The sequence below is a fragment of the Streptomyces sp. col6 genome (genome assembly GCF_008042035.1).
GTDB lineage: Bacteria > Actinomycetota > Actinomycetes > Streptomycetales > Streptomycetaceae > Streptomyces.
On the sequence record NZ_RDBL01000013.1, the window covers coordinates 1,478,965 to 1,505,291 of the forward strand.

Below are 26,327 nucleotides of genomic sequence, written 5' to 3' on the forward strand. Positions count from 1 at the left end.
GAGACCGGGAGGGCTGCCATGGGGATCATCTCGGCGCTGGCGTCGGGGCCGGCGAAGCGCTGGACGGCGCTGATCAGCGGCGGCGCCTACGCGTTCACCGCCGTGGCCGTCCTGCTGCTGCGCCCCTGGCGCCCGCCCTCGGGCATCTGCCCGGCAACCGGCCCCACCGCCGTGATCTGCGACGCCGGACACGGTGAGCCGCTGGCGCTCGCCGCCCTCGGGGTGCTGGCCGTCGTCGCCGCGAGCGGTGCCTCCCTCGTGGTGACGGCCCTGGCGGGGCCGCTCGTGCATCTGCTGTCCGGTACCGCGCTGCCCGTACGCGGACCGCTCGCCGCCCTCGTCGCCCGCCGGATCGCCGGGCGGGTGCGGGCGAAACGACGGCTCACCGACCGCACCGGGGAGCCGTGGACGGGCCGCGCCGCCGCCGAGGCGCGCCGCAAGCTCTTCCGGCGGCCGGTGCAGGACGTGCTGACGGCCCCGACCAGGATCGGCGACAGCTTCGCCGCCATGGGCGAACGCATCCTGGGACGTCACCGGCTGGACGCCCAGCTCTGCTGGCCGCTGCTCCAGCAACTGTTCGACGAGCCCGCCCGGCGCGACCTGGAACGCGCCTCGGACCAGGTGCTGGGCCGGGCCCGCAACCTGGTCTGGGCGGCGCTCACCGTCGTCACCGCGCTGCCGCTCGCCCTCCTGGACCGCGTCGCCCTCTGGCCCGCCGTACTCGCCGCCCTCGCCGGCGCCCTGGTCGGCGCGCTGCTGCTCGCCGGGCTGGGGGACGGCGTCGACGAGTACGCGGACACCGTGGAGGCGGCGCTGCTCCGCCACCGGGACGCGCTCTACGCGGCGGCGGCCTGGCCGCTCCCGGAAGGCACGGCGGACGAGAGGCGTACGGGCCAGGAGTTCACCGCGTACCTCCGGCGCACCGGCCACTCGGCCCCGCAGATCACCTTCGCGCGCCCGCCCGAGGAGCAGCCGGAACCATGATCGACTACACCCACCCGGGGCGGGGGCGCGGCCGGGAGAGCGAGCTGGCGGCCGCCCTCCGCGCCGCCGGGGACCACGCCGAACACCTCCTCCGGCCGGGCGCGCACGCCGAGGTGCACCCGGCGACGGAGCTCACCGACTGGTACGACACGGTGCAGGCGGTGGCGGACGCCTGCACCGGGGTCATCGCGGCCGGCGACGTGCCCCCGCCGGACGAGGCACGGACGCTGGACACCTGGCTCCTGCGCGCCACCGACTGCCTGGGGCCCTGCCGCCGGCTGCTCCGCGAGGCCCGCCCGCTCGTCGAACCGCCCATGACCGACGACGAGGTGCGGGACACCTACCTCGCCCTCCTCGAACTCACCCATGTCGTGCACGAGTCGGCCGACCACGTCCGCCGCACGCTCGCCGGCCGGCGCGACGGCATTCCGCCGCAGGAGGCCCCCGAGCGCTTCGTGCGGAGCAGGATCGCCCACCAGGACCTGATGCGGCGCGCGTTACGTCTGCTCCCGGAGGAGGACGCCCGGCGCGACGAGTGGAGGTACCGCTACGTCGTCCTCGCGCAGCGCGTCGCGGAGTACGGCGGGGACAGCCCCGGCGAGGCGGAGGCGGCCCGGCTGGCCGCCGAGGAACTGGCCCGGCCCGGCAGCCACTTGGACGACGCGCAGCGGGCTCAGCTGCGCGCCGCCGGGGCCGCGCTCGCCACCCAGGTGCACACCGGCGGGGACGCCGCCCGCGCCACGGGCGCCGCGGACCTCGCCCTGGCCCACCGGGCCGTGTGGCAGGCCGCGCCCGACGACCCGCTGGCCGCCGCCCGGTTCGGTGCCGAGCTGCTGCGGGCGATCACGGTGGGCGAGAGCGTCGACGGGCTCGGCCTCGAGGACGCGGTCGCGGCGCTGGAGCACGCCGTCAGGATCATGGACCCCGCTTCCCCGGAGTGGTCCGAGACCCTGGCGGCCAGGGCCCTGGCCCGCACCCAGGTGATCGGGACCTGGTCGGCCCGGGAACGCGACATCGGGGCGGTCGTCCTCGAACTCGACGGCGTCCGCTCCCTGTTGCCTCCGGGGCATCCGCTGACGGCTCCGGTCGACCTCGCCCTCGTACAGCTCCTGTCCCTGCGCGGCTCGGGCGAGGGTTCGCTGAGCGACATCCGGTCCGCGCTCGCCATGCTGCGCCGGGCGCGGGCCCAGCACCCCGCCGACCCGCTGCACCGTCTGGTCCTGGACGCCGTGTTCGCCCAGGTGCACACCGCGTTCCACTACCACGCGGGGGCCGACGACGCGGACTGCACCGGCACCGGGGACGAGGCCACCCCCGCGCAGGACCGGGCCGGCCACGCGGCCCGCACCCGGCAGCTGCTGCGCCTGTGCGTGGACCGGGCGCGGCGGCTGGCGGACACCCGCGAGGACCACAGCCCGGAATTGCTGGCGCTGGTCCAGCACACCCTGGGCTGGTCGCTGCTGATGGCCGCCACCTACACCGACGGCGGCGGGCTCGCCGGCGATGAGCGGTACGCGCTGCTGGCCGAGGCCGGTACGGCGTTGACGGAGTCCCTGAGCCGCACCGACGAGCGCTCCCCGCAGCTCGCCGGCCGGGAACTGCTGCTGCACATCGCCCGCTTGGCCGAGGCACAGGCGCCGGCCGCCCCACCGGGCGCCGCCCGCGCGCACGCCGAAGCCATCGGCCGGCTGGTGGACCGGCCCGATGTCGCGTCCCGCCCTCCGTTCCAGGACACCGTGCGCGCAGTCCACTTCTACGCCGAGACCCTGGCGGCGGGCACCGCCCCCGGCGGGGAGGTCCCGGGCGACCGGGACCGGCGGCTGCGGCGCATGGAGGAGGCCGCGGCCGCCCGGCCGGACGCGGTGGACACCCCCGCCCTGGACCTGCGGATGCAACTGGCCCGCGCGCAACGGGCGGTGGACCCCGCCCCCGCCGGGCTCGGCGAACTGCTCGTCCGGGCCGCCCGGCCCGGCACCTCGTCGGCCGCGGCGAGCCGGGCGGGGCGCGAGCGGTCCCGCCGGACCGGGCAGGAGGCCCTGGGCCTGCTGGCGCGCCGGGTGCTCGTGCAGGAGGCCGCCGCCGACGCCGTGCTGACGGCGGAACGGGCCGGGCCGCTCTCCCGCGAGGTCGCCGGCTGGTGCGTCGAGGACGGCGCCCTGGAGGAGGCCGTCGGCACCCTGGAGCGCGGCCGGGCGCTCGCCCTGCACACCGAGATGGCCACCGTCGACGTGCTGCGCACCCTGACCGGGCTGGGCCGCGCGGACCTGGCGGGGGAGTGGCGCGCCTGGCGGGACGCCGCGCACCGGCAGAACCGGGCGGGAAACCGGCCGGAGGGAGCACCCGACGGGTCCGGGGCCGCCTGGGACTCGTACGCCGAACACCCGGTGCCCGAGCGCCTCGGTGCCCGGGTGCGGGCGGTGCTGGAGGAGCACGGCGCCCTGGAAACCCTGCTGGGGACGGTGCCGGTGGCGGAGATCGCGGCGGCCCTGCGCGGAACCGGGAACGACGAGCTGGTGTACCTGCTGCCGACCCGGAACTCACCTGTCTCCGGGGGTGCGTTGCGGGTGCGGCGCGACGGCGGTGTCCGCTGGACCCCCCTGGCCGGCCTGGCGGACCCCACCGCTCTGGACGCCTACACGGGCGCCCTGGAACTGCTGCTCTCCGCGCCCCGGGCCGACGCGGCCGAGCACGCCTGGCGGGCCCGTCTGGACGGGCTGTGCGACTGGGCTGGGCGGGCGGTGGTGGGGCCCCTGACGCGGGACGCGCGGGGCGCCGGGGCCGACGGCCTGCCGAGGCTGGTGCTGGTGCCGCTCGGGGCGCTGGCCTCGGTGCCGTGGAGCGCGGCGCGGCTGCCGGGTCCGGGCGGGCGCGCGGTCCGGGCGGTCGACCGGCTGGTGCTGTCCACCGCCCCGTCCGCCCGGATGTTCGTCGCCGCGGCCGGGCGGCCCCCGGTCCGGGCCGGGGACGGGGCCCTGCTGGTCCTGGGGCTGACGGGAGCGCAGGCCCGGAGTTCGTCGAGCAGGGCGCTGCACCGGCTGTACCCGAGGCCGCGCCTGCTGGCTCCGGAGGCGGGCCGCCCGGCCGGCCGCACGAGCGGTGGCCCGGACGGCACCACGCGGCCCGCGGAGGTCCTCGACGAGATCCGGCGGGCCGCCCTCGCGCACGGCATCGTGGACGTGTCGGCGCACCTGCTGCCCGATCCGTCGGACAGCTGGCGCTCGCACCTCGCCTTCGGCACGGTCATGGGGCCGGACGGGGCGCCCGCCGGGGACGTGGACCGCCTGTCCGTGCAGACCATCGCGGCCCAGCGGTTCCCGGTGCCGCCGGAGGGGCCGGGGCTGTGCGTCTCCCTGGCCTCGTGCATGAACGGCCTGCCGCGCCGCCATCACGACGAGTCGTTCACCATGGCGGCGGCGTTCCTGGCCGGGGGAGCGTCGTCCGTGCTGGGCTCGTTGTGGCCGGTACGGCTGCATGCGACGGCCCTCGTCGACCTCCTGTTCCACCACGGGCTGCGTACGGGCCATCCGCCGGTGGACGCGCTGCGCGGGGCACAGCTCTGGATGGTGGGCCCGGCACGGGAACTGCCCGCGTCGCTCCCGGCCGACGTGCGGCGGCTCGCGGCCGGACTGCTGGACGCCCTCACGGCCTCGGGCCACGATCCGGCGGACCCGGCGTGCTGGGCCGGACTGGTGGCCGTGGGCCGCTGATCGGCGGGCGCGGTGTGGTCTGCGGCACAGGCGATGGGCGGCCCGCCTCCCCGGCCGTACCGTTTGCGCACGTCGCGGGGCGGCGGCGGGACGGAGACGCTCCGGGGCGCGCGGGGCAGTGACGGACATCTCTACCCAGGGGCCCACCGGGCTGGCACTGTGGTCGGGTCCCGGCCGGGTGCTGGGTACCTCTTCTGCCGGCCGACCGAACGAGATGCCATGAGCGCGACTGCCGCCCCCCTCACCGCCGCCCGCCGCCGCGCCCGTACCGGCGGCCCCGACGACGGCCCCAAGCTGCTGGAGCACGTACTCGGCTGGACCCTCGTGGTCGTCGTCGCCATGCTCGTCACCCAGCTCGGCCTGCTCTGAGCCCTGCGCGCCCGGCGGGGGCGGGGAGTCCTGCCGGCTCCCCGCCCCCGCCTGTGCGGCGTGCTACGAGGTCAGTGGATCGCCTTGATCAGTTCGCCGTCGGTGGTGTCACCGCTCAGCTCCCAGAAGAAGGTGCCGCCCAGACCCTGCTGGTCCTTGTACGCCATCTTGGTGCCGATGGTGGCGGGGGTGTCGTAGCTCCACCAGTTGGTGCCGCAGTGGGCGTACGCGGTGCCGGCGACGGTGCCGGTGGTGGGGCAGCTGTTCTTGAGGACCTTGTAGTCCTCGATGCCCGCCTCGTACGTACCCGGCGCGGCGCCGGTCGCCGTACCGCCCGGCGCGTCCTGGGTGACGCCGGTCCAGCCGCGGCCGTAGAAGCCGATACCCAGCAGCAGCTTCGAGGCCGGGACGCCCTGCGCCTTCAGCTTGTCGATGGCCGCCTCGCTGTTGAAGCCCTCCTTCGGGATGCCCTCGTAGGAGGTGAGCGGGGAGTGCGGGGCGGTCGGGCCCTTCGCGTCCCAGGCGCCGAAGAAGTCGTACGTCATCGGGTTGTACCAGTCGACGTACTGTGCCGCGCCGCCGTAGTCGACGGCGTCCAGCTTGCCGCCGTCCGAACCGTCCGCGCTGATCGCCGAGGTGACCAGGTTGTCGCCGCCGAACTTGGAACGCAGCGCCGACAGCAGGTTGCCGTAGGCGTCCCGGCCGCTGGTGTCACAGGTCAGGCCGCAGGCGTTGGGGTACTCCCAGTCGATGTCGATGCCGTCGAAGACATCGGCCCAGCGGGGGTCCTCGACCAGGTTGTAGCAGGACTCGGCGAACGCGGCCGGGTTCTTCGCGGCCTCACCGAACCCGCCGGACCAGGTCCAGCCGCCGAAGGACCAGATCACCTTGAGGTCCGGGTGCAGCTTCTTCAGCTTGCGCAGCTGGTTGAAGTTGCCCCGCAGTTCCTGGTCCCAGGTGTCGGCGACACCGTCGACGGACTGGTCGGCGGTGTACGCCTTCTCGTAGTCCGCGTACGAGTCGCCGACGGTGCACTTGCCGCCCTGGACGTTGCCGAAGGCGTAGTTGATGTGCGTGAGCTTGTCGGCCGAGCCCGAGGTCTCGATGTTCTTGACGTGGTAATTGCGCTGGTAGACACCCCAGTTGGTGAAGTATCCGACCACCTTGTCGCCGGCCGCTGTGGGGGCGGCGGGCGCTGCTGCCGGTGCGGCGGCCCGGGGCGTGGCGGGGGCCGCGCCGGCGGATCCGGTGCCGGCGACGCCGAGCAGGGCCGCACCCAGGGCGGCGGTACACGCGGCGGCGGCGACAGCCCGGAGCCGGGCTCCCGGGCGATGCAGTCCGGTCATGGTTGCTCCTCGTGGGGGAGGGGACGTGCCAGTGGACGACCGGTCTTCCGCGCTCGTACGTGGTTGGCATGAACGCGGAAAGCCGGTTCGCTGGGAACCGTAGATGGACTAGACCAGTCGGGTCAATGGTTCGGACCAATTCGATGATCTCCGCGCCTCCCGGGGTCCGTTGATCCGTATGTCCGGTCAACCGGTGACGGATACCGTCCGATCGGGCATACTCGACCCGCCACAGCCGCCTGCCTGCGCCTCTCGTAATCCGGGAGGGCAACATCGGCTGGGCAGCAGTGATTTCGGGCATCGCCCGGAGATCCCCCCGGCGGCGCCGCTCACACCCCGCGCGCGCGACCGCCGCAACGCCCGACAGGGAGGAGAGCGCCGTCATGTCCGACCGTGCCCCGCAGTGGGTCGAACGCCGTCTGCCCACCGAGGAGTCCAGCCAGCTCATCGACCTCGTGCGCGACATCGTCCAGCGGGAGATCGCGCCGCGGGCGGCCGAGGAGGAGGAAGCGGGCCGCTTCCCCCGCGAGGTCTTCACCCTGCTCTCCGAGTCCGGCCTGCTCGGCCTGCCCTACGACTCCGAGCACGGCGGCGGCGACCAGCCCTACGAGGTCTACCTCCAGGTCCTGGAGGAGCTCGCCGCCGCCCGGCTCACCGTCGGACTCGGCGTCAGCGTCCACTCCCTCGCCTGTCACGCGCTCGCCGGCTACGGCACCAAGGACCAGCGGACCGAACACCTCCCGGCGATGCTCTCCGGCGGTCTGCTCGGCGCCTACTGCCTGTCCGAGCCCGCGTCCGGCTCCGACGCGGCCTCGCTGCGCACCAAGGCCGTACGGGACGGCGACGACTGGGTCCTCACCGGCACCAAGGCCTGGATCACGCACGGCGGCATCGCCGACTTCTACACGGTGCTGGCCCGCACGGGCGCAGAGGGCGCCCGGGGCATCACCGCCTTCCTCGTCCCCGGCGACGCCGCGGGCCTGAGCGCGGCCGTCCCCGAGAAGAAGATGGGCATGAAGGGCTCGCCCACCGCCCAGCTGCACTTCGACGGGGTGCGCGTGCCGGACACGCGGCGGATCGGCGACGAGGGCCAGGGCTTCGCGATCGCCCTGTCCGCCCTCGACTCCGGCCGGCTCGGCATCGCCGCCTGCGCCATCGGCGTGGCCCAGGCCGCGCTGAACGAGGCTCTGGGCTATGCCACCGGCCGCGAGCAGTTCGGCCGGCCCATCGCGGACTTCCAGGGGCTGCGGTTCATGCTCGCCGACATGGCCACCCGGATCGAGGCCGGCCGCGCGCTCTACCTGGAGGCCGCCCGGCTGAGGGACGCCGGCCGCCCCTTCTCGCGCCAGGCCGCCATGGCCAAGCTCTTCTGCACGGACACCGCGATGCAGGTGACCGTCGACGCCGTCCAGGTGCTCGGCGGCTACGGCTACACGCAGGACTTCCCCGTCGAGCGCCTCATGCGCGAGGCCAAGGTGCTCCAGATCGTCGAGGGCACCAACCAGATTCAGCGGATGGTCATCGCCCGGCACCTCGCGGGCCCTGAGTCCCGCTGACCCGCAACGGCCGCTCCGACCACACGGGCGTCGTCATGATCCGGTTCCAGTCCTGGTCATGGCGGCCCGGCAGGGTCCGCCCCGTGCTCTCCCAGTGCCGCAGCAGCGCCCGGTAGATCGGCGGATCGCTCGAGTGCGGCACCGCGCGCGGCGCCGAGCGCGGCGCCTCGGACTGGGACGCCGGTACGGAACCGGGCTGCGGAACCGATTCTTCGGAGGCGGGAGCCGGAGCGGCGAGACGGCGGCGACCGGGGCCGGCCGTGGAGTGCAGCAGGGTCATACCGGGCCAACGCCGCAGCAGGCGGCCGGGTCACTGGCTGTGCGATTCGGGCGCGTGTTCACCCGGTTCCCACCGGCTGCCGGGCCGCTCGCGCACCCCGGCCGCACGTTCGGGAAGAGGAGGCTCAGGCGGCCTCGCGCCGGGTCTGACGGGGCACCCGGATCGGGCGGGATCCCGGACCACCGGCGTGCGAGAAGGGCTGTGTCCGCCAGTCGAGCCCCTGAGGGAGTGTCAGCAGCAGCGCCGTCTCCTGCTCCTGCACGCCGTCGGCCTCCTCGGGCCGCGCCCCGGCGGCACGCCCCGTACCGGGGCACACGGTGAGCACGAATGGGTTCCACGGGGACGGGCACAGCGCGTGCTCCGGGAGCACGTCCTCGTCCGCCAGGAGCGCGATGGGCCGCGCGCAGTCTGGGCAGACGACCCGGTACATCTCGAACGTGTCGTACGCGTCGGAAGCGGCGTCGTCGAACGGATCAACGGGCTCCGGTTCGATACGTCCGGTGAGCTTCAGGCTTGGCATGGGAAATCCCCCCTCGGATGGGCCGACATGACGCTGTGGCCTCGGCCACAGCAAGCACTTCCCGCCACCGATCGGCCGTAACCGTTCCGTGTCCCCCTACTGTTGCGTAAACCTGTGGCGTTGGTCACATGCCCGGCGCAGGTGCCGTCCCAAGGGCTGGGCGGCTGTGCCGGGAGCGACTGATGGCCATAGATTGATCCATATGGAGGAGCTGGACCGTCACATCGTGGAGTTGCTCGTCAAGGACGGGCGGATGAGCTACACCGACCTGGGCAAGGCCACCGGCCTGTCCACCTCGGCGGTTCATCAGCGCGTCCGCAGGCTGGAGCAGCGCGGGGTGATCCGCGGCTATGCCGCGGTCGTCGACCCGGAGGCGGTCGGCCTGCCGCTGACCGCGTTCATCTCGGTCAAGCCCTTCGATCCGAGCGCACCGGACGACATCGCCGAACGGCTCGCCGGCGTCCCCGAGCTGGAGGCGTGCCACAGCGTCGCGGGGGACGAGAACTACATCCTCAAGGTGCGCGTGGCGACCCCGCTGGAGCTGGAGAACCTGCTCACCCGCATCCGCTCCCTCGCCGGTGTCTCCACCCGCACCACGGTCGTCCTGTCGACCCCGTACGAGGCACGCCCGCCGCAGATCTGAGGGGGCGCGCACGGGGGCGGGTCCGGCAGGCGGGAGACTGGTCCCCATGACCGAGAGCACCGCCCCCCAGAGCGAACACCGCACCGTGCTGCTGCGCGGTGGAGACGTCCACAGCCCAGCCGACCCCTTCGCCACCGCCATGGTGGTCGAACGGGGCCATGTCGCCTGGGTGGGCTCCGAAGGGGCCGCCGACGCCTTCGCGAGCGGCGTCGACGAGGTGATCGACCTCGAAGGGGCCCTGGTCACCCCCGCGTTCACCGACGCGCACGTCCACACCACGTCGACCGGCCTGGCCCTCACCGGGCTCGACCTCTCCGACGCCCGCACCCTGGGCGACGCCCTCGCCCTGGTCCGCGCCCACGTCGCCGCCCACCCCGCGGGACGGGTCGTCCTCGGCCACGGCTGGGACGCCACGCGCTGGCCCGAGCGGCGCCCGCCCTCGCGCGCCGAGCTCGACGAGGCGGCGGCCGGCCGGCCCGTCTACCTGCCCCGGATCGACGTGCACTCGGCGGTCGTCACCACCGCCCTGCTCGACCTTGTCCCCGGTGTCACCGCGATGGCCGGCTACCACCCCGAGGGCCCGCTGACCGGCGCCGCCCACCACGCCGTGCGCGCGGCCGCCCACGACGCCGTGCCGCCCGCCCAGCGCGCCGACGCCCAGCGGGCCGCCCTGCGCCACGCCGCGTCCCTGGGCATCGGCACGGTCCACGAGTGCGGCGGGCCCGACATCTCCGACGAGGAGGACTTCACCGGGCTGCTGAAGCTCGCCGCCGAGCAGCCCGGCCCCCGGGTCTTCGGCTACTGGGCCCAGCAGGTGGCCGACGAGAAGGACGCCCGGCGCGTCCGGGAGCTCGGCGCCGTCGGCGCGGCCGGTGACCTCTTCGTGGACGGTTCGCTCGGCTCGCACACCGCCTGCCTGCACGAGCCGTACGCCGACGCCCCGCACACCGGCACCGCCCACCTGGACGCCGGGCAGATCGCGGCCCATGTCGCCGCCTGCACCGAGGCCGGACTCCAGGCGGGCTTCCACGCCATCGGCGACGCGGCCCTCTCGGCGGTCGTCGACGGCGTCAGGGCCGCCGCCGAGAAGGTGGGCGTCGGCCGGGTGCGCGCCGCCCGGCACCGCGTCGAGCACGCGGAGATGCTGACCCCCGAGACGATCGCCGCGTTCGCGGAGTTGGGCCTCACCGCCTCGGTGCAGCCCGCCTTCGACGCCGCGTGGGGCGGCGAGGAGGGCATGTACGCCGAGCGCCTGGGTGCCGGGCGGGCCGCCGGCCTCAACCCGTACGCGGCCCTCCTGCGGGCCGGTGTGCCCCTCGCCTTCGGCTCCGACAGCCCGGTGACCCCGCTGGACCCGTGGGGGACCGTACGGGCCGCCGCCTTCCACCGGACGCTCGATCACCGCGTCTCCGTGCGGGCGGGCTTCACCGCGCACACCCGGGGCGGCTGGCGCGCCATGGGCCGGGACGACGCGGGGACCCTGGTGCCCGGCGCCCCGGCCGACTACGCGGTCTGGCGCACCGACGAGCTGCTGGTCCAGGCTCCGGACGACCGGGTGGCGCGCTGGTCGACCGACCCCCGGTCCGGGACACCCGGGCTGCCCGACCTCAGCCCCGGCGCCGACCTCCCGGTCTGCCTGCGCACGGTCGTCCTCGGACAAACTGTCTACGTAAGGCCGAACGAGTGACGTGCGGATCCTCCGCTCCGCCGATCGAAGGCGCCCCGGCTCTTCCGCCACCTGGGGATCTTCGGGACTGACCAGGCAATTTCGGTAATCGACGCAGGTCAGGCAACTATTGACAGAATGCGGCCATCGGCCGGTAGGTTCGGCCGAGTCCACCACAGGACGTCCGACCGGTGAAACCTCCACGCAGTCGTCGAACGCCGCTGGGTCACGGGGTGGTGTGCCGCACCGGCGCACCACCACTGACAGCCAGGTTCAGCGCCCGCGCCTCGGGGGCGAGGGAAGGTTTCAGCCGGACGGAGGGTGCGACCCGGGTGGGGCCCGGACGTTCAGTAGACAACGGCTCTAGGTCGACCCGCAGCCAGCGGGTCCCAGGTCGGCCCGAAGGACACCGGGCCCCGATCCGCACTTCTGTCCCTGATTCCGCTCTTCTGTCCCCGGCGGCTCCCGCGCCACCCCGACCGGGTCGGTATTCCGCGCCGCCGCGATCGATATGGTGTGCATCTGCGTACGGACGTGAGGGGCAGTAAGTGAACGACGGCGGTCAGCGGCAATTCGGCCCGCTCGGCAGTGTCCTGGTGATCATCCCGACCTACGACGAGGCCGAGAACATCAAGCCGATCGTGAACCGGGTGCGCGCCGCCGTGCCGGACGCCCACGTCCTGGTCGCCGACGACAACAGCCCCGACGGCACGGGCGAGCTCGCCGACGAGCTGGCCGCCGCCGACGACCACGTCCACGTCCTGCACCGCAAGGGCAAGGAGGGGCTCGGCGCGGCCTACCTCGCCGGCTTCCGCTGGGGCATGGAGCACGACTACGGCGTCCTCGTCGAGATGGACGCCGACGGCTCCCACCAGCCCGAGGAGCTGCCCCGGCTGCTCACCGCGCTCAAGGGCGCGGACCTGGTCCTCGGTTCCCGCTGGGTGCCCGGCGGCCGGGTGGTGAACTGGCCGAAGTCCCGCGAGTTCATCTCGCGCGGCGGCAGCACCTACTCGCGCCTCATGCTGGGGCTGCGGACCCGGGACGTCACCGGCGGCTACCGGGCCTTCCGTACCGAGACCCTCAAGGGCATCGGCCTGGACGAGGTCGCCTCGCAGGGCTACTGCTTCCAGGTCGACCTGGCCCGCCGCGCGATCGAGGCCGGCTTCCACGTGGTCGAGGTGCCGATCACCTTCGTGGACCGCGAGGTCGGCGACTCCAAGATGAGCAAGGACATTCTGGTCGAGGCGCTGTGGCGGGTGACCGCCTGGGGCGTCACCACCCGGACGAACAAGGTGCTCGGCCGCCGTACGACCTGAGTCCGCGGGCCACCCCCTTACGGCGTACGGACGCGTGGCCAGGCACACTGGGGGCATGACGACCGGCACACCGCCTCCGACCGCCCGCAGGCGCTCGCGCGCCCGGACCTTCGTACCTCTCGCCGTCGCCGCCTGGGCGGTGCTGGAGATCTGGCTGCTGATCCTGGTGGCGGACGTCGCCGGCGGGCTGACCGTGGTGATCCTGCTGGCCGCCGGGATCGTCCTCGGCGCCGCGGTGATCAAGAGCGCGGGCCGCCGCGCGTTCCGCAATCTCACGGAGACGCTGCAGCGGATGCCTGGGCAGGCGGGCGCGGACGGCTCCTCGCCCGCCACTCCCGAGAGCGGCCGGGGCAACGGCTTCCTGATGCTCGGCGGACTGCTCATCATGATCCCCGGCCTGATCTCGGACGTGGCCGGGCTCCTGCTCCTGGTGCCGCCGGTCCGCACGGCACTCAGCCGGTACGCGGAGCGCTCGCTGGACCGGCGCATGCGCACGGCGGCTCCCGGCGGCTTCTCGGATGCTTTCCAGCAGGCCCGTATCCACCGCCCCGACGGCAAGGTCGTCCAGGGCGAGGTCATCCGCGACGACACGCCCCCCGACAACCGGGGCCCGAACGACGAGCCCCGCCCCCCGCTGACGCCCTGACCTCTCAGGACGCCCCCCGCTACACGACGAAGCCGCGGGCCCCGCACGCACAGCGTGTCGGGGCCCGCGGCTTCGTTTCCGTGCCGTGCTAGCCGGTCAAGCAGACTTCCTGCTGTCCCGGGGGTGCACAGCGATGTTCATCGCGCCGGAGCGCAGGACCGCCAGCCGTTCGGCCAGCACCTCCTCCAGCTCCTCGCGCGTACGCCGCTCCATGAGCATGTCCCAGTGCGTACGCGCAGGCTTGCCCTTCTTCTCCTCGGGGCCGTCCCCGTCCACCAGGAGTGCCTGGGCGCCGCACGCCTTGCACTCCCACTCCGGCGGAATTTCCGCCTCTACCGAGAACGGCATCTCGAATCGATGTCCGTTCTGGCATGCGTACTCCACCGCCTGGCGCGGGGCCAGATCGATGCCGCGGTCCGTCTCGTAGCTGGTAACCACGAGTCGCGTGCCGCGGAGAGCTCGCTCACTCATGAATCGTGCCTCCCGGGCTTGTCGCCCACAGGACAGGTGTCGCTGTCGTCGTCAATCGGTCAACGTCCGGTCGGCGGCAAAGATTCCCGTTGCCGGTCATGCGTCGCCCGTCGTACCGCTGATTTTCAGGTTTCCCAGGGTTCAGGTACCCGCCCATACCCGGTTTGTCACCTTTGACGGAAGATGTCACCCAACGGTTCGGAGACTTCCACTCGCAGTTACGGTCACCCGGGGCAGGCCAAAGGCGTACACTACCGGCCTTTTACTTCAACGTCTAAATCCGCTCGGGTACGGGGTTTCCCGCCGCCGCCACCGCGCGCCTCAGCGGCACCCGGGCCAGCAGCACCGAACCGACCACGAAGAAGACCACCAGCGAGATGATCGCGTCCCGGTAGCTGCCGGTCAGCTGATAGGCGAGACCGAACACCAGGGGTCCCAGCCAGCTCAGCCCCCGGTCGCTCATCTCGTACGCCGAGAAGTACTCGGCTTCCTTGCCTCGCGGCACCAGGTGCGAGAACAGCGAACGCGACAGCGCCTGGCTGCCGCCGAGCACCAGACCGATGGCCGCCGCCAGCAGGTAGAAGAAGACGGGCGAGCCGGCCGGCAGGAAGTATCCGGCGACCAGGATCAGCGTCCACACGGCCAGCGAGCCCAGGATCGTGCGCTTCGCGCCGTACACGCGGGCCATCCGGCCCATCGCCAGCGCCCCGGCGACCGCCAGCACCTGCACCAGCAGCACCGCCGTGATCAGCGTCGACTGGCCGAGGTCCAGTTCCTCGGAGCCGTACACCGACGCCTGCGAGATCACGGTCTGCACGCCGTCGTTGTAGACCAGATAGGCGAGCAGGAAGGACAGGGTCAGCGGATGGCGCCGCATGTCGGCCAGCGTGGCCCGCAGCTGCCGCCAGCCCGAGCCCGCCGCGCCCCGGCCGCCCGTGCCCTCCCCGCTCCGGCCGCCCTTCCCCAGAGCCCGGTCGCGCAGCCGGCGCAGCGGGATGACCGTGAAGACGGCCCACCACACGCCCGCCGAGGCCAGGCAGATCCGTACCGCCTGGGACTCGGAGAGGCCGAAGGAGTCGTGACCCGAGTACAGGATCAGGTTGAGGACCAGGACCAGCGCCCCGGAGGTGTAGCCGAACGCCCAGCCCCGCGAGGAGACGTCGTCGCGCTCGTCGGGCTCCGCTATCTGCGGCAGATAGGCGTTGTAGAGCATCGTCGCCACCGCCGTTGCGGCGTTCGCCACGATGAGCAGGAAGGCGCCGAGCAGATAGCGGTGGCCGCCCACGAAGAACATCGCCGTCGTCGCGGCCGCTCCGGTGTACGCCGCCGCCGCGAGGAGCGGTTTCTTGCGTCCCGTACGGTCGGCGGCCGCGCCCACCACGGGCATCAGGACGATCGCCAGGACGAGCGAGGCGGAGACCGCGTACGCGAACAGCGATCCGGCGCGGACGGGGATGCCGAGCGGGTGGACGAAGCCGTCGGCGTCCGCCGCCGCCTTGGCGACCGAGGTCAGATAGGGGCCGAGGAAGACCGTGAGGACGCTCGTCGAGTAGACGGAGCACGCGAAGTCGTAGAAGTACCAGCCGCGCTGTTCCCTGCGCCGCTCGGCCGCGCCGTCCGCGCCGGGGCCGGTCGTGCCGTCGGCCGGTTCGGCGGTGTCTGCGGTCTCGGCCGTCATGGTGCCCCCTGGAAATGTCCCCGTGAAGACGTCACCCGGGCCGGCGGCGGGTCAGGCCCAGGCCCCCCGCTCGCTCAGCACCGAGCGCAGCGTCTCGATGTGATCGGTCATGATGCCATCCACGCCGAGGTCCAGGAGCGCGGCCATCCGCTCCGGATCGTTCACCGTCCACACGTGCACCTGGAGCCCCCGCGCATGGGCCGCACGCACGAAGCGCCGGTCGACGACCCGGACGCCGTTCTGGCTCTCCGGCACCTGCGCGCACACCGCCCCGGCCCGCAGCGCCGCCGGGATGCCGTACGACCGCAGCCGCAGCCCGAGGACACCGCGCACGCCGTACGAGGTGGCCAGGCGCGGGCCGGCCAGCCGGTGCGCCCTGGCGACCCGCGCCTCGGAGAACGAGCCGACGCACACCCGGTCCCAGGAGCCCGTCGCGCGGACCAGCTCCACCAGCGGCTCCAGGGCGGCCTCCGCCTTGATGTCCACGTTCCACCGGGCCCCGGGGAACGCCTCCAGCAGCTCCTCGAACAGCGGCAGCGGCTCACGCCCGGCGACCCGGGCCCGGCGTATCTCGCTCCACGGCAGCTCCGCCAGCCGGCCCCGGGCGTCCGTCACCCGGTCCAGCGTGGCGTCGTGGAAGGCCACCAGGCGGCCGTCCGCCGAGGCGTGCACATCGGTCTCGAAGTAGCGGTACCCGGCGTCGGCGGCGCGGCGGAAGGCGGCCGCCGTGTTCTCGATCCCGTCCGCCGCGCCGCCCCGGTGCGCGAACGCGAGCGGCGCGGGATGGTCCAGATAGGGGTGGCGTTCGGAAGTCACCGCCGCAGTATGGACTGCCGGGGCGCCGGGCTCCCCGCCGAGGTCTCCCCGGCCTCGGGGATCGCGAAGACGCGCAGGAAGACCTGGGCCAGCGGTCCGATGGCCACGGCGTACAGGACCGTACCGACGCCGAGGGAGCCGCCGAGCACGAATCCGGTGACCACGACGGCGATCTCGATGGCCGTGCGCACCAGCCGGATCGACCGGCCGGTCCGCCGGTGCAGCCCGGTCATCAGGCCGTCCCGGGGGCCGGGGCCGAACCGGGCGCTGATGTAGAGGCCCGTCGCCACCCCGTTCAGGACGATTCCCGCGGCCATCACACCGGCCCGCGCCACGAGACCGTGCACCTCGGGGACCAGGGCGAGCGTGCCGTCCATCGCGATCCCCACGGCGAACACGTTCGAGACCGTGCCCAGGCCCGGCCGCTGGCGCAGCGGGATCCACAGCAGCAGCACGACCGCGCCGATGATGATCGAGACCACTCCGATGCTGATCCCGGTCCGCTCCGCGAGCCCCTGGTGCAGCACGCCCCACGGCTCCAGGCCGAGACCGGCGACGACCAGCAGGGCCGAGCTCGCCCCGTAGAGCGCGAGCCCCGCGTACAGCTGGACCAGCCGTCGGGTCAGGTGCGCCCCCTGCGGGACGAGGGTCTTGGACAAGGTGTGCCCCCTGGAGTGGTGGTGTTGGACTGCTCCGTGTCACTCTGTGGCAGGCGATTGGCCGCCAACCATGGCCAATCCGAGAAAGGTGGACTGATTCTCATGGCGCAGTGGACTTCGGCGGTGGGAGCGGCACAGCTGGCCCGGCAGCTCCGGGCCCAGCAGCAGCGGCCGCTGGGCCCCGGCAGCCGCCGCCCGCCCGCCTACCGCGCGCTCGCCGACGGCATCCGGCTGCTCGTCCTGGAGGGCCGGGTCGCGGTCGCCGCCCGCCTCCCGGCCGAACGCGAGCTGGCCGTCGCCCTCGCCGTCAGCCGCACCACGGTCGCCGCCGCCTACGAGGCGCTGCGGGCCGAGGGCTTCCTGGAGTCCCGGCGCGGCGCCGGCAGCTGGACGGCGGTCCCGGCGGGCAACCCGCTGCCCGCGCGCGGTCTGGAACCGCTGCCGCCCGAGGCCCTGGGCTCCATGATCGACCTGGGCTGCGCCTCGCTGCCGGCCCCCGAGCCCTGGCTGACCCGGGCCGTCCAGGGCGCCCTGGAGGAGCTGCCGCCGTACGCGCACACCCACGGCGACTACCCCGCCGGGCTGCCCGCCCTGCGTCAGATGATCGCCGACCGCTACACCGCCGACGGCATCCCGACCATGCCCGAGCAGATCATGGTCACCACCGGTGCGATGGGCGCGATCGACGCCATCTGCCACCTCTTCGCCGGCCGCGGCGAGCGGATCGCGGTGGAGTCGCCGAGCTACGCCAACATCCTCCAGCTGATGCGGGAGGCGGGCGCCCGGCTGGTGCCGGTGGCCATGGAGGAGGGGCTCGGCGGCTGGGACCTGAACCGCTGGCGCCAGGTCCTGCGGGACGCGGCGCCCCGGCTCGCCTACGTCGTCGCGGACTTCCACAACCCCACCGGCGCGCTGGCCGGCGAGGACCGCCGACGGGCGCTGGTGGACGCCGCGCGCTCGGCCGGCACGGTCCTGGTCGTCGACGAGACGATGCGGGAGCTGCACCTCGACGACGACGTGGCGATGCCGCGCCCGGTCTGCGCGTTCGACCCGGCGGGCAGCACGGTCCTCACCGTGGGCTCGGCCAGCAAGGCGTTCTGGGCCGGCATGCGGATCGGCTGGGTACGGGCCGCGCCCGATGTGATCCGCAGCCTGGTCGCCGCTCGCGCGTACGCCGACATGGGCACCCCGGTCCTCGAACAGCTGGCGGTCAACTGGCTGATGCGGACCGGTGGCTGGGAGGAGGCCGTGCGGCTGCGCCGGGAGCAGGCCCGGGAGAACCGCGACGCGCTCGTCGCGGCCGTGCGCCGGGAGCTGCCGGAGTGGGAGTTCTCCGTGCCGGCCGGCGGGCTCACGCTCTGGGTGCGCACCGGCGGCCTCTCCGGCTCGCGGCTCGCGGTCGCCGGGGAAGGAGTCGGGGTACGCGTGCCCTCGGGACCCCGGTTCGGCGTCGACGGCGCTTTCGAGGGCTACGTACGGCTCCCGTTCACGGTCGGCGGGCCGGTGGCGGAGGAGGCGGCCCAGCGGCTCGCCCAGGCCGCCCGCCTGGTCGGGGCGGGCGCGGGCGCGGGCATGGAGGCGCCGCGCACGTTCGTGGCCTGACGCCCACGAACCGGCCRCGGACGTCCGAGGAGGGCCCGGCACGCGTGCCGGGCCCTCCTCGGACGTATCCGCGGTCTCAGTCGCTGACCGCGACGGCCTCCACCCCCACCGGCGCGCCCATGGGCTCGATCCCGACGCCCACCGTTTCCTCCTCCAGGGACGCCGGCTCCGGCGCGCCCGCCTCGACCGCCGTGCGCCGCTCGGGCAGCAGGCTCAGCACCGCCGCGCGCTGCGCGTCGCTGGTGGCGTCGTCGTACGGGTCGGGCGTGGCGGGGACCTGGATGCGCAGGACCGGTCCCGCGCCGAACCGGGCGTAGCCGCGGCCGGGCGGGACGTCCGGCGGAGGCGTGGTGTGCGGCCCCGTGCCGAGCACCGACTCGATCTGCCCGGCGGTGCAGTGGCCGAGCGCCACCCGGGCCCTGGTGTGCGTGAGCACGGTCTCGCCGAGGCCGTCGAGGTGGTCGAACGCCTCGGCCAGCACCACGACCACATGGGCGGCCCGGCCGTGCCGCAGCGGGACCTGGAGCAGCTCCGGTACACCGGGCGATCCGTCTCCGGCCGGCCGGGCGAGCGCGCTGGGGCGGTCCAGCAGGATCCACAGCGGGCGCGTGAGGTCCTCGGGGACCGGGTCGCCGGCCTGCCGGGCGCGGTTCGCGTCGATCAGCCGGCGTTCCGTCTCGTTGGCCGCCCACTCCAGGGTCGACAGGGCGCCGGCCGGTCCGCACTCGACGGCCAGGACGCCTTCGCGCCCGGTGAAGCAGGCGTACTCGCCGGTGCCGCTGCCCTCGACGATCAGGATGTCGCCGTGCTGGAGCGCCTGGAGGGCGATGGACCGCAGCAGGCTGGTGGTGCCGCTGCCGGGCTGCCCCGCGACGAGCAGGTGCGGTTCGGTGGAGCGGGCACCGGTACGCCAGACGACGCCGGGAGCGTCCCGGCCGCCGTCGCCGTCGCTGACCGGGACGGTGCGCCGCACCGCGTCCTCGTCCGTGAAGCCGAGGACGGTCTCGCCGGGGGCGGTGACGAAGCGCTGTGCGGTGAGTGAGGTGGGCAGGGCGTCGAGCACGCTCATCACGAGCCGGTTGCCCTCCTCGTCCCAGGCGAAGTGGTACTCCCGGCCGCGGCCCGACTTGGCGTGCAGCAGCTGTTCGATCCGGGCCCGGGACTCGGGCTCGCTGTCGGTGAAGTACGCGGGATACGCGACCTGGAGGCGCGAGACGCGGCCGTCGCCGTCGAACGCGTAGTCGCTGAAGACCTTCTCCCACTCGCCGCCGTGGCTGAAGAGCGGGGCGGGGTCCTCGGCCGTGGAGAAGTACGGCACGAGCGCCTCGTACAGGGCCCGCAGCCGGGCGGTCTCCGCCTCGTCGGGGCCGGTTCTGACGGGGGTGCGGTCCCGTCCCTTCCATGCGGCGGCGCCCATCACCGTGACGAGGGCCAGCAGCGGCCCGTACGGGATGAGCGCGACCACGAGTACGCAGGCCGCGACGAGGAACAGCGTGGGACCACGCCGGTCCTTGGGCGTCGCGGCCCACTTGTGCCGTCCTGCGCCGGCCAGCATCCGCAGACCACGCGTGAGCGTGATCAGGGGATGGAGCACGTCGGTGGCGCTGTCGGCGGCCGTGCGCGCGATCTCCCGACTGCGGGTGATCGAAGCGCTGCCGCTGCTCAGAATGCGGGGGAGTGGTCGCCGGGCCACGTCTGTCTCCTGTGTCTCCTGAAGGCCGGTGCGGGGGCGGAGGGTCAGAACTTGATTCCGCCCAGGAGTCCGGCCAGGCTCGCTCCGCCCGCGGTGATGCTCGGTGCGATGGCGGTACCGGCCAGGTAGAAGCCGAACAGGGCGGTGACCAGGGCGTGCGATGCCTTGAGGCCGTCCTTCCTGAAGAACAGGAAGACGATGATGCCGAGGATGACGACGCCTGACATGGAAAGGATCATGAGTGGTTCTCCTGGTTGGGGGGACAGTCACCATGAGTCCTTCCAGGCTCACCCCAAGTATCCATAAGATAAAAGGCGTAATCGGGTGAAAAGGGTGATTATCCACTCGATTGGCGGACATGTGGTCCGGACCGGATCACACACGCGTACGGGCAGTACCCTGTCGGTTCACTCGCACGGCCCCCGCCGTGCACGTCCCGGCCGCCGGCGGTGGCGCGAACGGTCAAGGAAGGCGGTACCCCGATGAGCGAAACCCCCGATCCCGCGGTGGTGGAGCTGGCCTCCAAGGTGTTCGACCTGGCGCGCGGCGGCGACACCGACGCCCTGGCCGCCTATGTGGACGCCGGGGTGCCCGCCAACCTCACCAACGACCGGGGCGACACGCTCCTGATGCTCGCCGCCTACCACGGGCACGCCCCCGCGGTCACGGCCCTCGCCGCCCGCGGCGCCGACCCGGACCGGGCGAACGACCGGGGTCAGACGCCGCTCGCCGGCGCGGTCTTCAAGGGGGAGGAAGCGGTGGTCCGCGCCCTGCTCGACGCCGGGGCCGATCCGGCGGCCGGAACGCCCTCCGCGGTGGACACCGCGCGCATGTTCGGCAAGGACGACCTGCTGGAACTCTTCGGCGCCCGCTGAACGGGTTCGCCGTAAATGTGGTCGCGGTGGCGAAATGGCTGGGTCATCATGACGTCGCGGGCCCGATCAGGGTCACCCGACGAGAGGCAGAGGAAGATGCTCTACACCAGGCAGAAGACGGCGGTCGGCGAATCATGTTGCTGCGCGGCCTAGTGCTTACCCGGCACATGGAACTGCACAGTCCCGGTTGCGTCGACAGCTTGATGTGAGGCTTTCCCCATGTTTGATCCGTTCATAGCGCCGAGCGGCACCCTGCTCGGCCTGCTGCAGAGAGGCCGCGGCGACGGCACGCTCCACGCGCTCGCCGCACCGCGCTCCGAGGCCCTGGCGGCTCTCAACCACTGCGTCCTGAGCGACCCCCGCCACGACTGGCAGGCAGAGAACCGCTCCCTGTACTACGCACGCCTCTACCTCGACCTCGACGGCGGGGTCGAGGAGATCGAGCGGCACCTGTCCGACCCCGAGGACCACCTCGACACGGACGACTCACGCACGGGCCTCGCCCTGTCCGTCCTCGGTCACCTCGCCTCCTACGGGCGCGGCGACGCCCTCGCCGTGCTGCGGCGCTACACCGCGACCGGCTCCAACTGGGCCTGGGCCCTCGACGAGCTGGCCCTGCGCGACGACGACGCGGGACTGCGCTCCCTCGCCGAACCCGTGCTCGCCCGCTTCCCCGACGACCCCGAGGGCCGCGCCGAACTGGCCGCCACCGTGCGGGACGCCTACGAGCCCCGCCCCTGGCGCCTGTGGGCCGACGATCCGCGCGAGGCGGTCGGCGCCCGCGTCCGGGCCGCCTCCGAACAGGGCTCCTTCGACCGCTGGCAGCGCCAGATGCGCCCCGGCGGCCCCCGGCCCGGCTGGAGCGTCCAGGCGGTCTTCGACTGGGCGCACCAGGGGCTGGAGCGCGGTAGCACCCTGCACGTCCCGGCCGCCCGCTGCCTCGCCGCCGTGGCCGGCCCCGAGGACCGGCCCGAGATCGTCGAGGCCGCCCGCAGCGGCCCCGACGCCGCCCGCTGCGCCGCGCTCCACTATCTCGCCGCCGAGGTCCGCGACCCCGTCGTGCTCGACCTCATCGAGGCCGCCGCCACCGAACCCCGGGGGCCCGTCGCCGAAGCGGCCGTCACCGCCTTCGAGCGCATGTGCGGCGAGGACGCCGTGGACCGGGCCCGCCGCTGGGCCCGCAGGCCCGACGCGCTCGGCGCCTCGGCGGCCGGAGTGCTGGCCGGACGCGGCGGTCCGCAGGACGCGTCCGCAGTGCTCGGCGCCCTGCGCGACGCCGTACGCGGCGACGGACCCGACGCGCCACGGCTGTGGCCACTCGTCGACGGCGCCGGCCGGCTGGGTATCGCCTGCGCCGCACCCGTACTGCGCCACATCTACCGGGAGACGTCCTCCTCCCAGCTGCGCGGACGTACCGCCCGCGCCCTGGCCGCCACCGACCCGTCCTTCGCCACCGGCTTCGCCGTCGAGTGCCTGTGGGACTGCGAGGAGACAACCCGCGAGGTCGCCGCGCTCCACGCCGAGACCGGTGATCTGCGCGTGGCGGAGCGGCTGCGCCGACTGGCCGCCGACCCCGCCGAGGAGGCCGAGGTCCAGTCGGCGGTACGCAGCAGGATCGGCCCGGACGCCCCGGCCGTCTGACCGCCGGACACCGTCCGTACGGGGGCCGCACACGGCCCCGCAGGAAGCAGCGCGTCGGGGGCGCGCCGCTCCACCCCGCCCGGCCCACCGCGGCCGTGCACCGCCCCGCTCCCGGCACACCACCCGTCGGGACCCGCGCCGGCCCACGGACGCGCCGCGCCCTGTTCCGCGATCACCGGACGGCAGGCCAGTATGGGGACATGACCGGGCGCTGGGAGTTCTGGATCGACCGTGGCGGCACCTTCACCGATGTGGTGGGAAGGCGCCCCGACGGACAGCTCGTCACCCGCAAACTTCTCTCGCACGACCCGGACCGCTACCGCGACGCCGCCGTGGCCGGCATCCGGCTGATGCTGGGGCTCGGACCGGACGAGCCGGTCCCCGCCGACCGGGTCTCCGCCGTGAAGATGGGCACCACCGTCGCCACCAACGCCCTGCTGGAGCGGCGCGGCGAACCCACCGTCCTGGTGATCACCGAAGGCTTCCGGGACGCCCTGCGCATCGCGTACCAGAACCGCCCCCGCCTCTTCGACCGCCGCATCCTGCTCCCGGAAGCCGTGTACGACCGGGTGATCGAGGTCCCCGAGCGCATCGACGCCCACGGCCGCACCCTCACCCCGCTGGACCGCGAGGCCGTCGCCGGTCTGCTGCGCGAGGCCCGCGCCGACGGGCTGAGCAGCGCGGCCGTCGTCCTGATGCACGGCTACCGCCACCCGGCCCACGAGCAGGCGGTCGCCGCCGAGGCCAGGGCCGCCGGGTTCACCCAGATCAGCTGCTCCCACGAGGTCAGCCCGCTGATCAAGCTCGTCCCGCGGGGTGACACCACCGTCGTGGACGCCTATCTCTCCCCGATCCTGCGCCGCTACGTGGAGTCGGTCGCCGCCGAGCTCCCCGGCATCCGGCTGATGTTCATGCAGTCCAACGGCGGCCTGCGCGAGGCCGCGCACTTCCGGGGCAAGGACGCGGTGCTCTCCGGGCCCGCCGGCGGTGTCGTCGGCATGGTCCGCACCTCCGCGCAGGCCGGCCACGACCGGGTCATCGGCTTCGACATGGGCGGCACCTCCACCGACGTCTCGCACTACGCGGGCGAGTTCGAGCGCGAACTGGGCGCCGAGGTGGCGGGCGCGCGGATGCGGGTGCCCATGATGAACATCCACACCGTCGCGGCCGGCGGCGGCTCGGTCCTGCACTTCGACGGCCGGCGCTACCGGGTCGGACCCGACTCCGCCGGGGCCGACCCCGGTCCCGCCTGCTACCGCAGAGGCGGACCGCTGACCGTCACCGACGCGCAGGTGATGCTGGGCCGCATCCGCCCCGCGCACTTCCCCGCCGTCTTCGGGCCGCACGGCGACCAGCCCCTCGACGCGGACGTCGTGCGCGAACGCTTCGAGGACCTCGCCGAGGAGGTCGCCCGCGCCACCGGCAGCAAGCGGACGGCGGCCGAGACCGCGGCCGGCTTCCTGGAGATCGCGGTCCTCGCCATGGCCAGTGCGGTCAAGAAGATCTCCGTGCAGCGCGGCCACGACATCACCCGCTACGCGCTCACCGGCTTCGGCGGGGCCGGCGGCCAGGCCGTCTGCGCCGTCGCCGACGCGCTCGGCATCGACACCGCCCTCGTCCCCCCGCTGGCCGGGGTGCTCTCGGCGTACGGCATCGGGCTCGCCGATGCCACCGCCATGCGCGAGCAGTCCTTCGAGGCCGTCCTCGACGACGCCGCCGAGACCCGGGTGCGGGAACTGTGCGACGAGCTCGCCGCCCGTACGAGCGCCGATCTGCGCGCCGACGGTGTGCCCGGCGACGCCGTCTCCACCCGGGCCAGGGTCCTGCTGCGCTACGAGGGCACCGACGCGAGCCTGCCCGTGGCCCTGGACACGGCCGCCGCGATGACCGAGGCGTTCACCCGCGAGCACCGGGCCCGTTACGGCTTCACCGCCGACCGGCAGCTCGTCGTGGAGACCGTCTCCGTCGAGGCCACCGGAACGGCCGGCGGCCACGCCGAGCTCCGGCCGGCCGGGCGCGACGAGGGCGCCCCCACCACGCCCCGCCCGTACGACACCGCGCGGATGTTCGCGGAAGGCCGGTGGCAGGAGGCCCCGCTCCACCGCAGGGCCGACCTCCGGGCCACCGACACGGTCACCGGGCCCGCCGTCGTCGCCGAGGCCGATGCCACCACCGTCGTCGACCCGGGCTGGCAGGCCGAACTCGCCGCCACCGGGCACCTCGTCCTCACCCGGGCACGCCCGCGCCCGGCCCGGCAGGCCGTCGGCACCCAGGTCGACCCGGTGCTGCTGGAGGTCTTCAACAACCTCTTCATGTCCATCGCCGAGCAGATGGGCGTCACGCTGGAGAACACGGCCCGCTCCGTCAACATCAAGGAGCGCCTCGACTTCTCCTGCGCGCTGTTCGACGCGCAGGGCAACCTCATCGCCAACGCGCCCCACATCCCGGTGCACCTCGGCTCCATGGGGGAGTCCATCAAGGAGGTCCTGCACCGCAACACCGGCACCATGCGCCCGGGTGACGTGTACGCCATCAACGACCCGTACCACGGCGGCACCCATCTGCCCGATGTCACGGTCGTGACGCCGGTGTTCGACGAGAGCGGCGCGGAGCCGGTGCTGAGGTTCCTGGTGGCCTCGCGCGGCCACCACGCGGAGATCGGCGGCATCACCCCCGGCTCCATGCCCGCCTTCAGCCGGACCATCGACGAGGAGGGCGTCCTCTTCGACAACTGGCTCCTGGTACGGGACGGCACCTTCCGCGAGGACGCCACCCGCACCCTGCTCACCACCGCCCCGTACCCCTCCCGCGACCCCGGGACCAACCTCGCCGACCTGCGCGCCCAGATCGCCGCCAACGAGAAGGGCATCGCCGAACTGCGCGCCATGACAGGCCAGTTCGGGGCCGAGGCGGTCGACGCCTATATGGGCCATGTGCAGGACAACGCCGAGGAGTCGGTGCGCCGCATCATCGCCGGACTGGACGACGGCCACTACCGGTACGAGACGGACAACGGCGCCGTGATCGAGGTGACGATCACCGTCGACCGCGAGGCCCGCAGCGCGGTCATCGACTTCACCGGCACCTCCCCGCAGCAGCCGGGCAACTTCAACGCACCGAAGTCCGTGGTCATGGCCGCCGTACTGTACGTCTTCCGCACCCTGGTCGCCGACGACATCCCGCTCAACAGCGGCTGCCTGAACCCGCTGGAGATCCGCGTCCCGGAGGGCTCCATGCTGGCCCCCGCCCCGCCCGCCGCCACGGTCGCCGGCAACGTCGAGACCTCGCAGGCCGTCACGGGCGCGCTGTACGCGGCCCTCGGCGTCCAGGCCGAGGGGTCCGGCACCATGAACAACCTGACCTTCGGCAACGAGCGGGTGCAGTACTACGAGACCGTGGCCAGCGGATCCGGCGCGGGCGAGGACTTCGACGGCACCGACGCCGTCCAGACCCACATGACCAACTCCCGCCTCACCGACCCCGAGATCCTGGAATGGCGCTACCCGGTCCTGCTGGAGAGCTTCCGGGTGCGCGAAGGCAGCGGGGGAGCGGGCCGCCACCGCGGCGGCAGCGGGGTGGAGCGCCGCATCCGCTTCCTCGAACCGGTCACCCTGGCCCTGCTCACCGGACACCGCCGCGTGCCCCCGTACGGCATGGCGGGCGGTGCACCCGGCGCGCTCGGCAGCCAGCACATCGAGCGCGCGGACGGCAGCCGCACCGAGCTGGACGGCTGCGACAGCGCGGACGCCGGAGCGGGTGACGTCCTGGTGCTGCGCACCCCCGGAGGCGGCGGATACGGGGAGCCGGGCGACGGGGACGGGCACGGCTGACCGGGAACGCGGGGCCCGGCCGGTCCCGC

At 73.8% G+C, this 26,327-nt stretch carries 20 protein-coding genes; 12 read left to right on the forward strand and 8 right to left on the reverse strand.

Features of this window, described 5'->3' with window-relative positions; translation table 11 throughout:
* Positions 1 to 18: 18 nt before the first annotated feature.
* From EAO73_RS23445 to EAO73_RS23455, 3 genes are all read left to right on the forward strand, one after another.
* Positions 19 to 984, forward strand: a complete 966-nt coding sequence (locus EAO73_RS23445; RefSeq protein WP_147973424.1) for a hypothetical protein — start codon at positions 19 to 21, stop codon at positions 982 to 984.
* Positions 981 to 4,691, forward strand: a complete 3,711-nt coding sequence (locus EAO73_RS23450; RefSeq protein WP_147973425.1) for a CHAT domain-containing protein — start codon at positions 981 to 983, stop codon at positions 4,689 to 4,691. The genes EAO73_RS23445 and EAO73_RS23450 overlap by 4 nt, the downstream gene beginning before the upstream one ends.
* 219 nt (positions 4,692 to 4,910) lie before the next feature.
* On the forward strand, positions 4,911 to 5,060 hold the full coding sequence (locus tag EAO73_RS23455; RefSeq protein WP_147973426.1) for an SCO1431 family membrane protein: 150 nt from the start codon (positions 4,911 to 4,913) through the stop codon (positions 5,058 to 5,060).
* A 71-nt stretch (positions 5,061 to 5,131) separates the two neighbouring features.
* On the opposite strand, the gene EAO73_RS23460 is transcribed toward EAO73_RS23455, so the two are convergent.
* Complete coding sequence (locus EAO73_RS23460; protein ID WP_147973427.1) at positions 5,132 to 6,406, reverse strand: glycoside hydrolase family 18 protein; 1,275 nt, start codon at positions 6,404 to 6,406, stop codon at positions 5,132 to 5,134.
* Positions 6,407 to 6,789: 383 nt separating this feature from the next.
* Here EAO73_RS23460 and EAO73_RS23465 point away from each other — a divergent pair, with 383 nt between their 5' ends.
* Entirely contained in the window at positions 6,790 to 7,962 is a 1,173-nt protein-coding gene (locus EAO73_RS23465; protein WP_147973428.1) for an acyl-CoA dehydrogenase family protein, read from the forward strand.
* A gap of 404 nt (positions 7,963 to 8,366) precedes the next feature.
* Here EAO73_RS23465 and EAO73_RS23475 read toward each other — a convergent pair whose 3' ends face one another.
* A complete protein-coding gene (locus EAO73_RS23475; protein ID WP_147973429.1) occupies positions 8,367 to 8,762 on the reverse strand; it encodes a hypothetical protein in 396 nt (131 codons plus the stop codon).
* A 202-nt stretch (positions 8,763 to 8,964) separates the two neighbouring features.
* On the opposite strand from EAO73_RS23475, the gene EAO73_RS23480 reads away from it, so the two are divergent.
* The 4 genes from EAO73_RS23480 (at position 8,965) to fxsA (ending at position 13,033) form a co-directional block, all read left to right on the forward strand.
* Entirely contained in the window at positions 8,965 to 9,405 is a 441-nt protein-coding gene (locus EAO73_RS23480) for an Lrp/AsnC family transcriptional regulator (protein WP_018103953.1), read from the forward strand.
* 46 nt (positions 9,406 to 9,451) lie between these two features.
* Positions 9,452 to 11,092 (forward strand): amidohydrolase, encoded by a 1,641-nt coding sequence (locus tag EAO73_RS23485; RefSeq protein ID WP_147973430.1) that lies wholly within the window; start codon positions 9,452 to 9,454, stop codon positions 11,090 to 11,092.
* Positions 11,093 to 11,619: 527 nt separating this feature from the next.
* Positions 11,620 to 12,387, forward strand: a complete 768-nt coding sequence (locus tag EAO73_RS23490) for a polyprenol monophosphomannose synthase (RefSeq protein WP_147973431.1) — start codon at positions 11,620 to 11,622, stop codon at positions 12,385 to 12,387.
* 55 nt (positions 12,388 to 12,442) lie between these two features.
* Positions 12,443 to 13,033: an FxsA family membrane protein gene (gene fxsA, locus EAO73_RS23495; RefSeq protein ID WP_147973432.1), complete on the forward strand. Its 591-nt coding sequence runs from the start codon at positions 12,443 to 12,445 to the stop codon at positions 13,031 to 13,033.
* 96 nt (positions 13,034 to 13,129) lie between these two features.
* On the opposite strand, the gene EAO73_RS23500 is transcribed toward fxsA, so the two are convergent.
* The 4 genes from EAO73_RS23500 to EAO73_RS23515 form a co-directional block, all read right to left on the reverse strand.
* Complete coding sequence (locus EAO73_RS23500) at positions 13,130 to 13,504, reverse strand: RNA polymerase-binding protein RbpA (protein ID WP_003959706.1); 375 nt, start codon at positions 13,502 to 13,504, stop codon at positions 13,130 to 13,132.
* A gap of 274 nt (positions 13,505 to 13,778) precedes the next feature.
* Positions 13,779 to 15,182: an MFS transporter gene (locus EAO73_RS23505; RefSeq protein WP_147973433.1), complete on the reverse strand. Its 1,404-nt coding sequence runs from the start codon at positions 15,180 to 15,182 to the stop codon at positions 13,779 to 13,781.
* Positions 15,183 to 15,233: 51 nt separating this feature from the next.
* Positions 15,234 to 15,998 carry a glycerophosphodiester phosphodiesterase gene (locus EAO73_RS23510; protein WP_147973434.1) on the reverse strand — a complete coding sequence of 255 codons (765 nt, stop codon included), beginning with the start codon at positions 15,996 to 15,998 and terminating at the stop codon, positions 15,234 to 15,236.
* On the reverse strand, positions 15,995 to 16,657 hold the full coding sequence (locus EAO73_RS23515; protein ID WP_147973435.1) for a YczE/YyaS/YitT family protein: 663 nt from the start codon (positions 16,655 to 16,657) through the stop codon (positions 15,995 to 15,997). Before EAO73_RS23515 ends, EAO73_RS23510 begins: the two co-directional genes overlap by 4 nt.
* A 102-nt stretch (positions 16,658 to 16,759) precedes the next feature.
* On the opposite strand from EAO73_RS23515, the gene EAO73_RS23520 reads away from it, so the two are divergent.
* A complete protein-coding gene (locus EAO73_RS23520) occupies positions 16,760 to 18,259 on the forward strand; it encodes a PLP-dependent aminotransferase family protein (protein WP_147973436.1) in 1,500 nt (499 codons plus the stop codon).
* Between the two features lie 76 nt (positions 18,260 to 18,335).
* Here EAO73_RS23520 and EAO73_RS23525 read toward each other — a convergent pair whose 3' ends face one another.
* Complete coding sequence (locus tag EAO73_RS23525; RefSeq protein ID WP_147973437.1) at positions 18,336 to 19,952, reverse strand: hypothetical protein; 1,617 nt, start codon at positions 19,950 to 19,952, stop codon at positions 18,336 to 18,338.
* Between the two features lie 44 nt (positions 19,953 to 19,996).
* Positions 19,997 to 20,191 carry a hypothetical protein gene (locus EAO73_RS23530; RefSeq protein WP_018103962.1) on the reverse strand — a complete coding sequence of 65 codons (195 nt, stop codon included), beginning with the start codon at positions 20,189 to 20,191 and terminating at the stop codon, positions 19,997 to 19,999.
* A 243-nt stretch (positions 20,192 to 20,434) separates the two neighbouring features.
* On the opposite strand from EAO73_RS23530, the gene EAO73_RS23535 reads away from it, so the two are divergent.
* The 3 genes from EAO73_RS23535 to EAO73_RS23545 all read left to right on the forward strand — a co-directional run bounded on the left by EAO73_RS23535 (position 20,435) and on the right by EAO73_RS23545 (position 26,298).
* Positions 20,435 to 20,827: an ankyrin repeat domain-containing protein gene (locus EAO73_RS23535; RefSeq protein ID WP_147973438.1), complete on the forward strand. Its 393-nt coding sequence runs from the start codon at positions 20,435 to 20,437 to the stop codon at positions 20,825 to 20,827.
* A 219-nt stretch (positions 20,828 to 21,046) separates the two neighbouring features.
* Positions 21,047 to 22,468, forward strand: a complete 1,422-nt coding sequence (locus EAO73_RS23540; RefSeq protein WP_147973439.1) for a HEAT repeat domain-containing protein — start codon at positions 21,047 to 21,049, stop codon at positions 22,466 to 22,468.
* A gap of 200 nt (positions 22,469 to 22,668) precedes the next feature.
* Positions 22,669 to 26,298 (forward strand): hydantoinase B/oxoprolinase family protein, encoded by a 3,630-nt coding sequence (locus tag EAO73_RS23545; RefSeq protein WP_147973440.1) that lies wholly within the window; start codon positions 22,669 to 22,671, stop codon positions 26,296 to 26,298.
* Positions 26,299 to 26,327 lie beyond the last annotated feature (29 nt).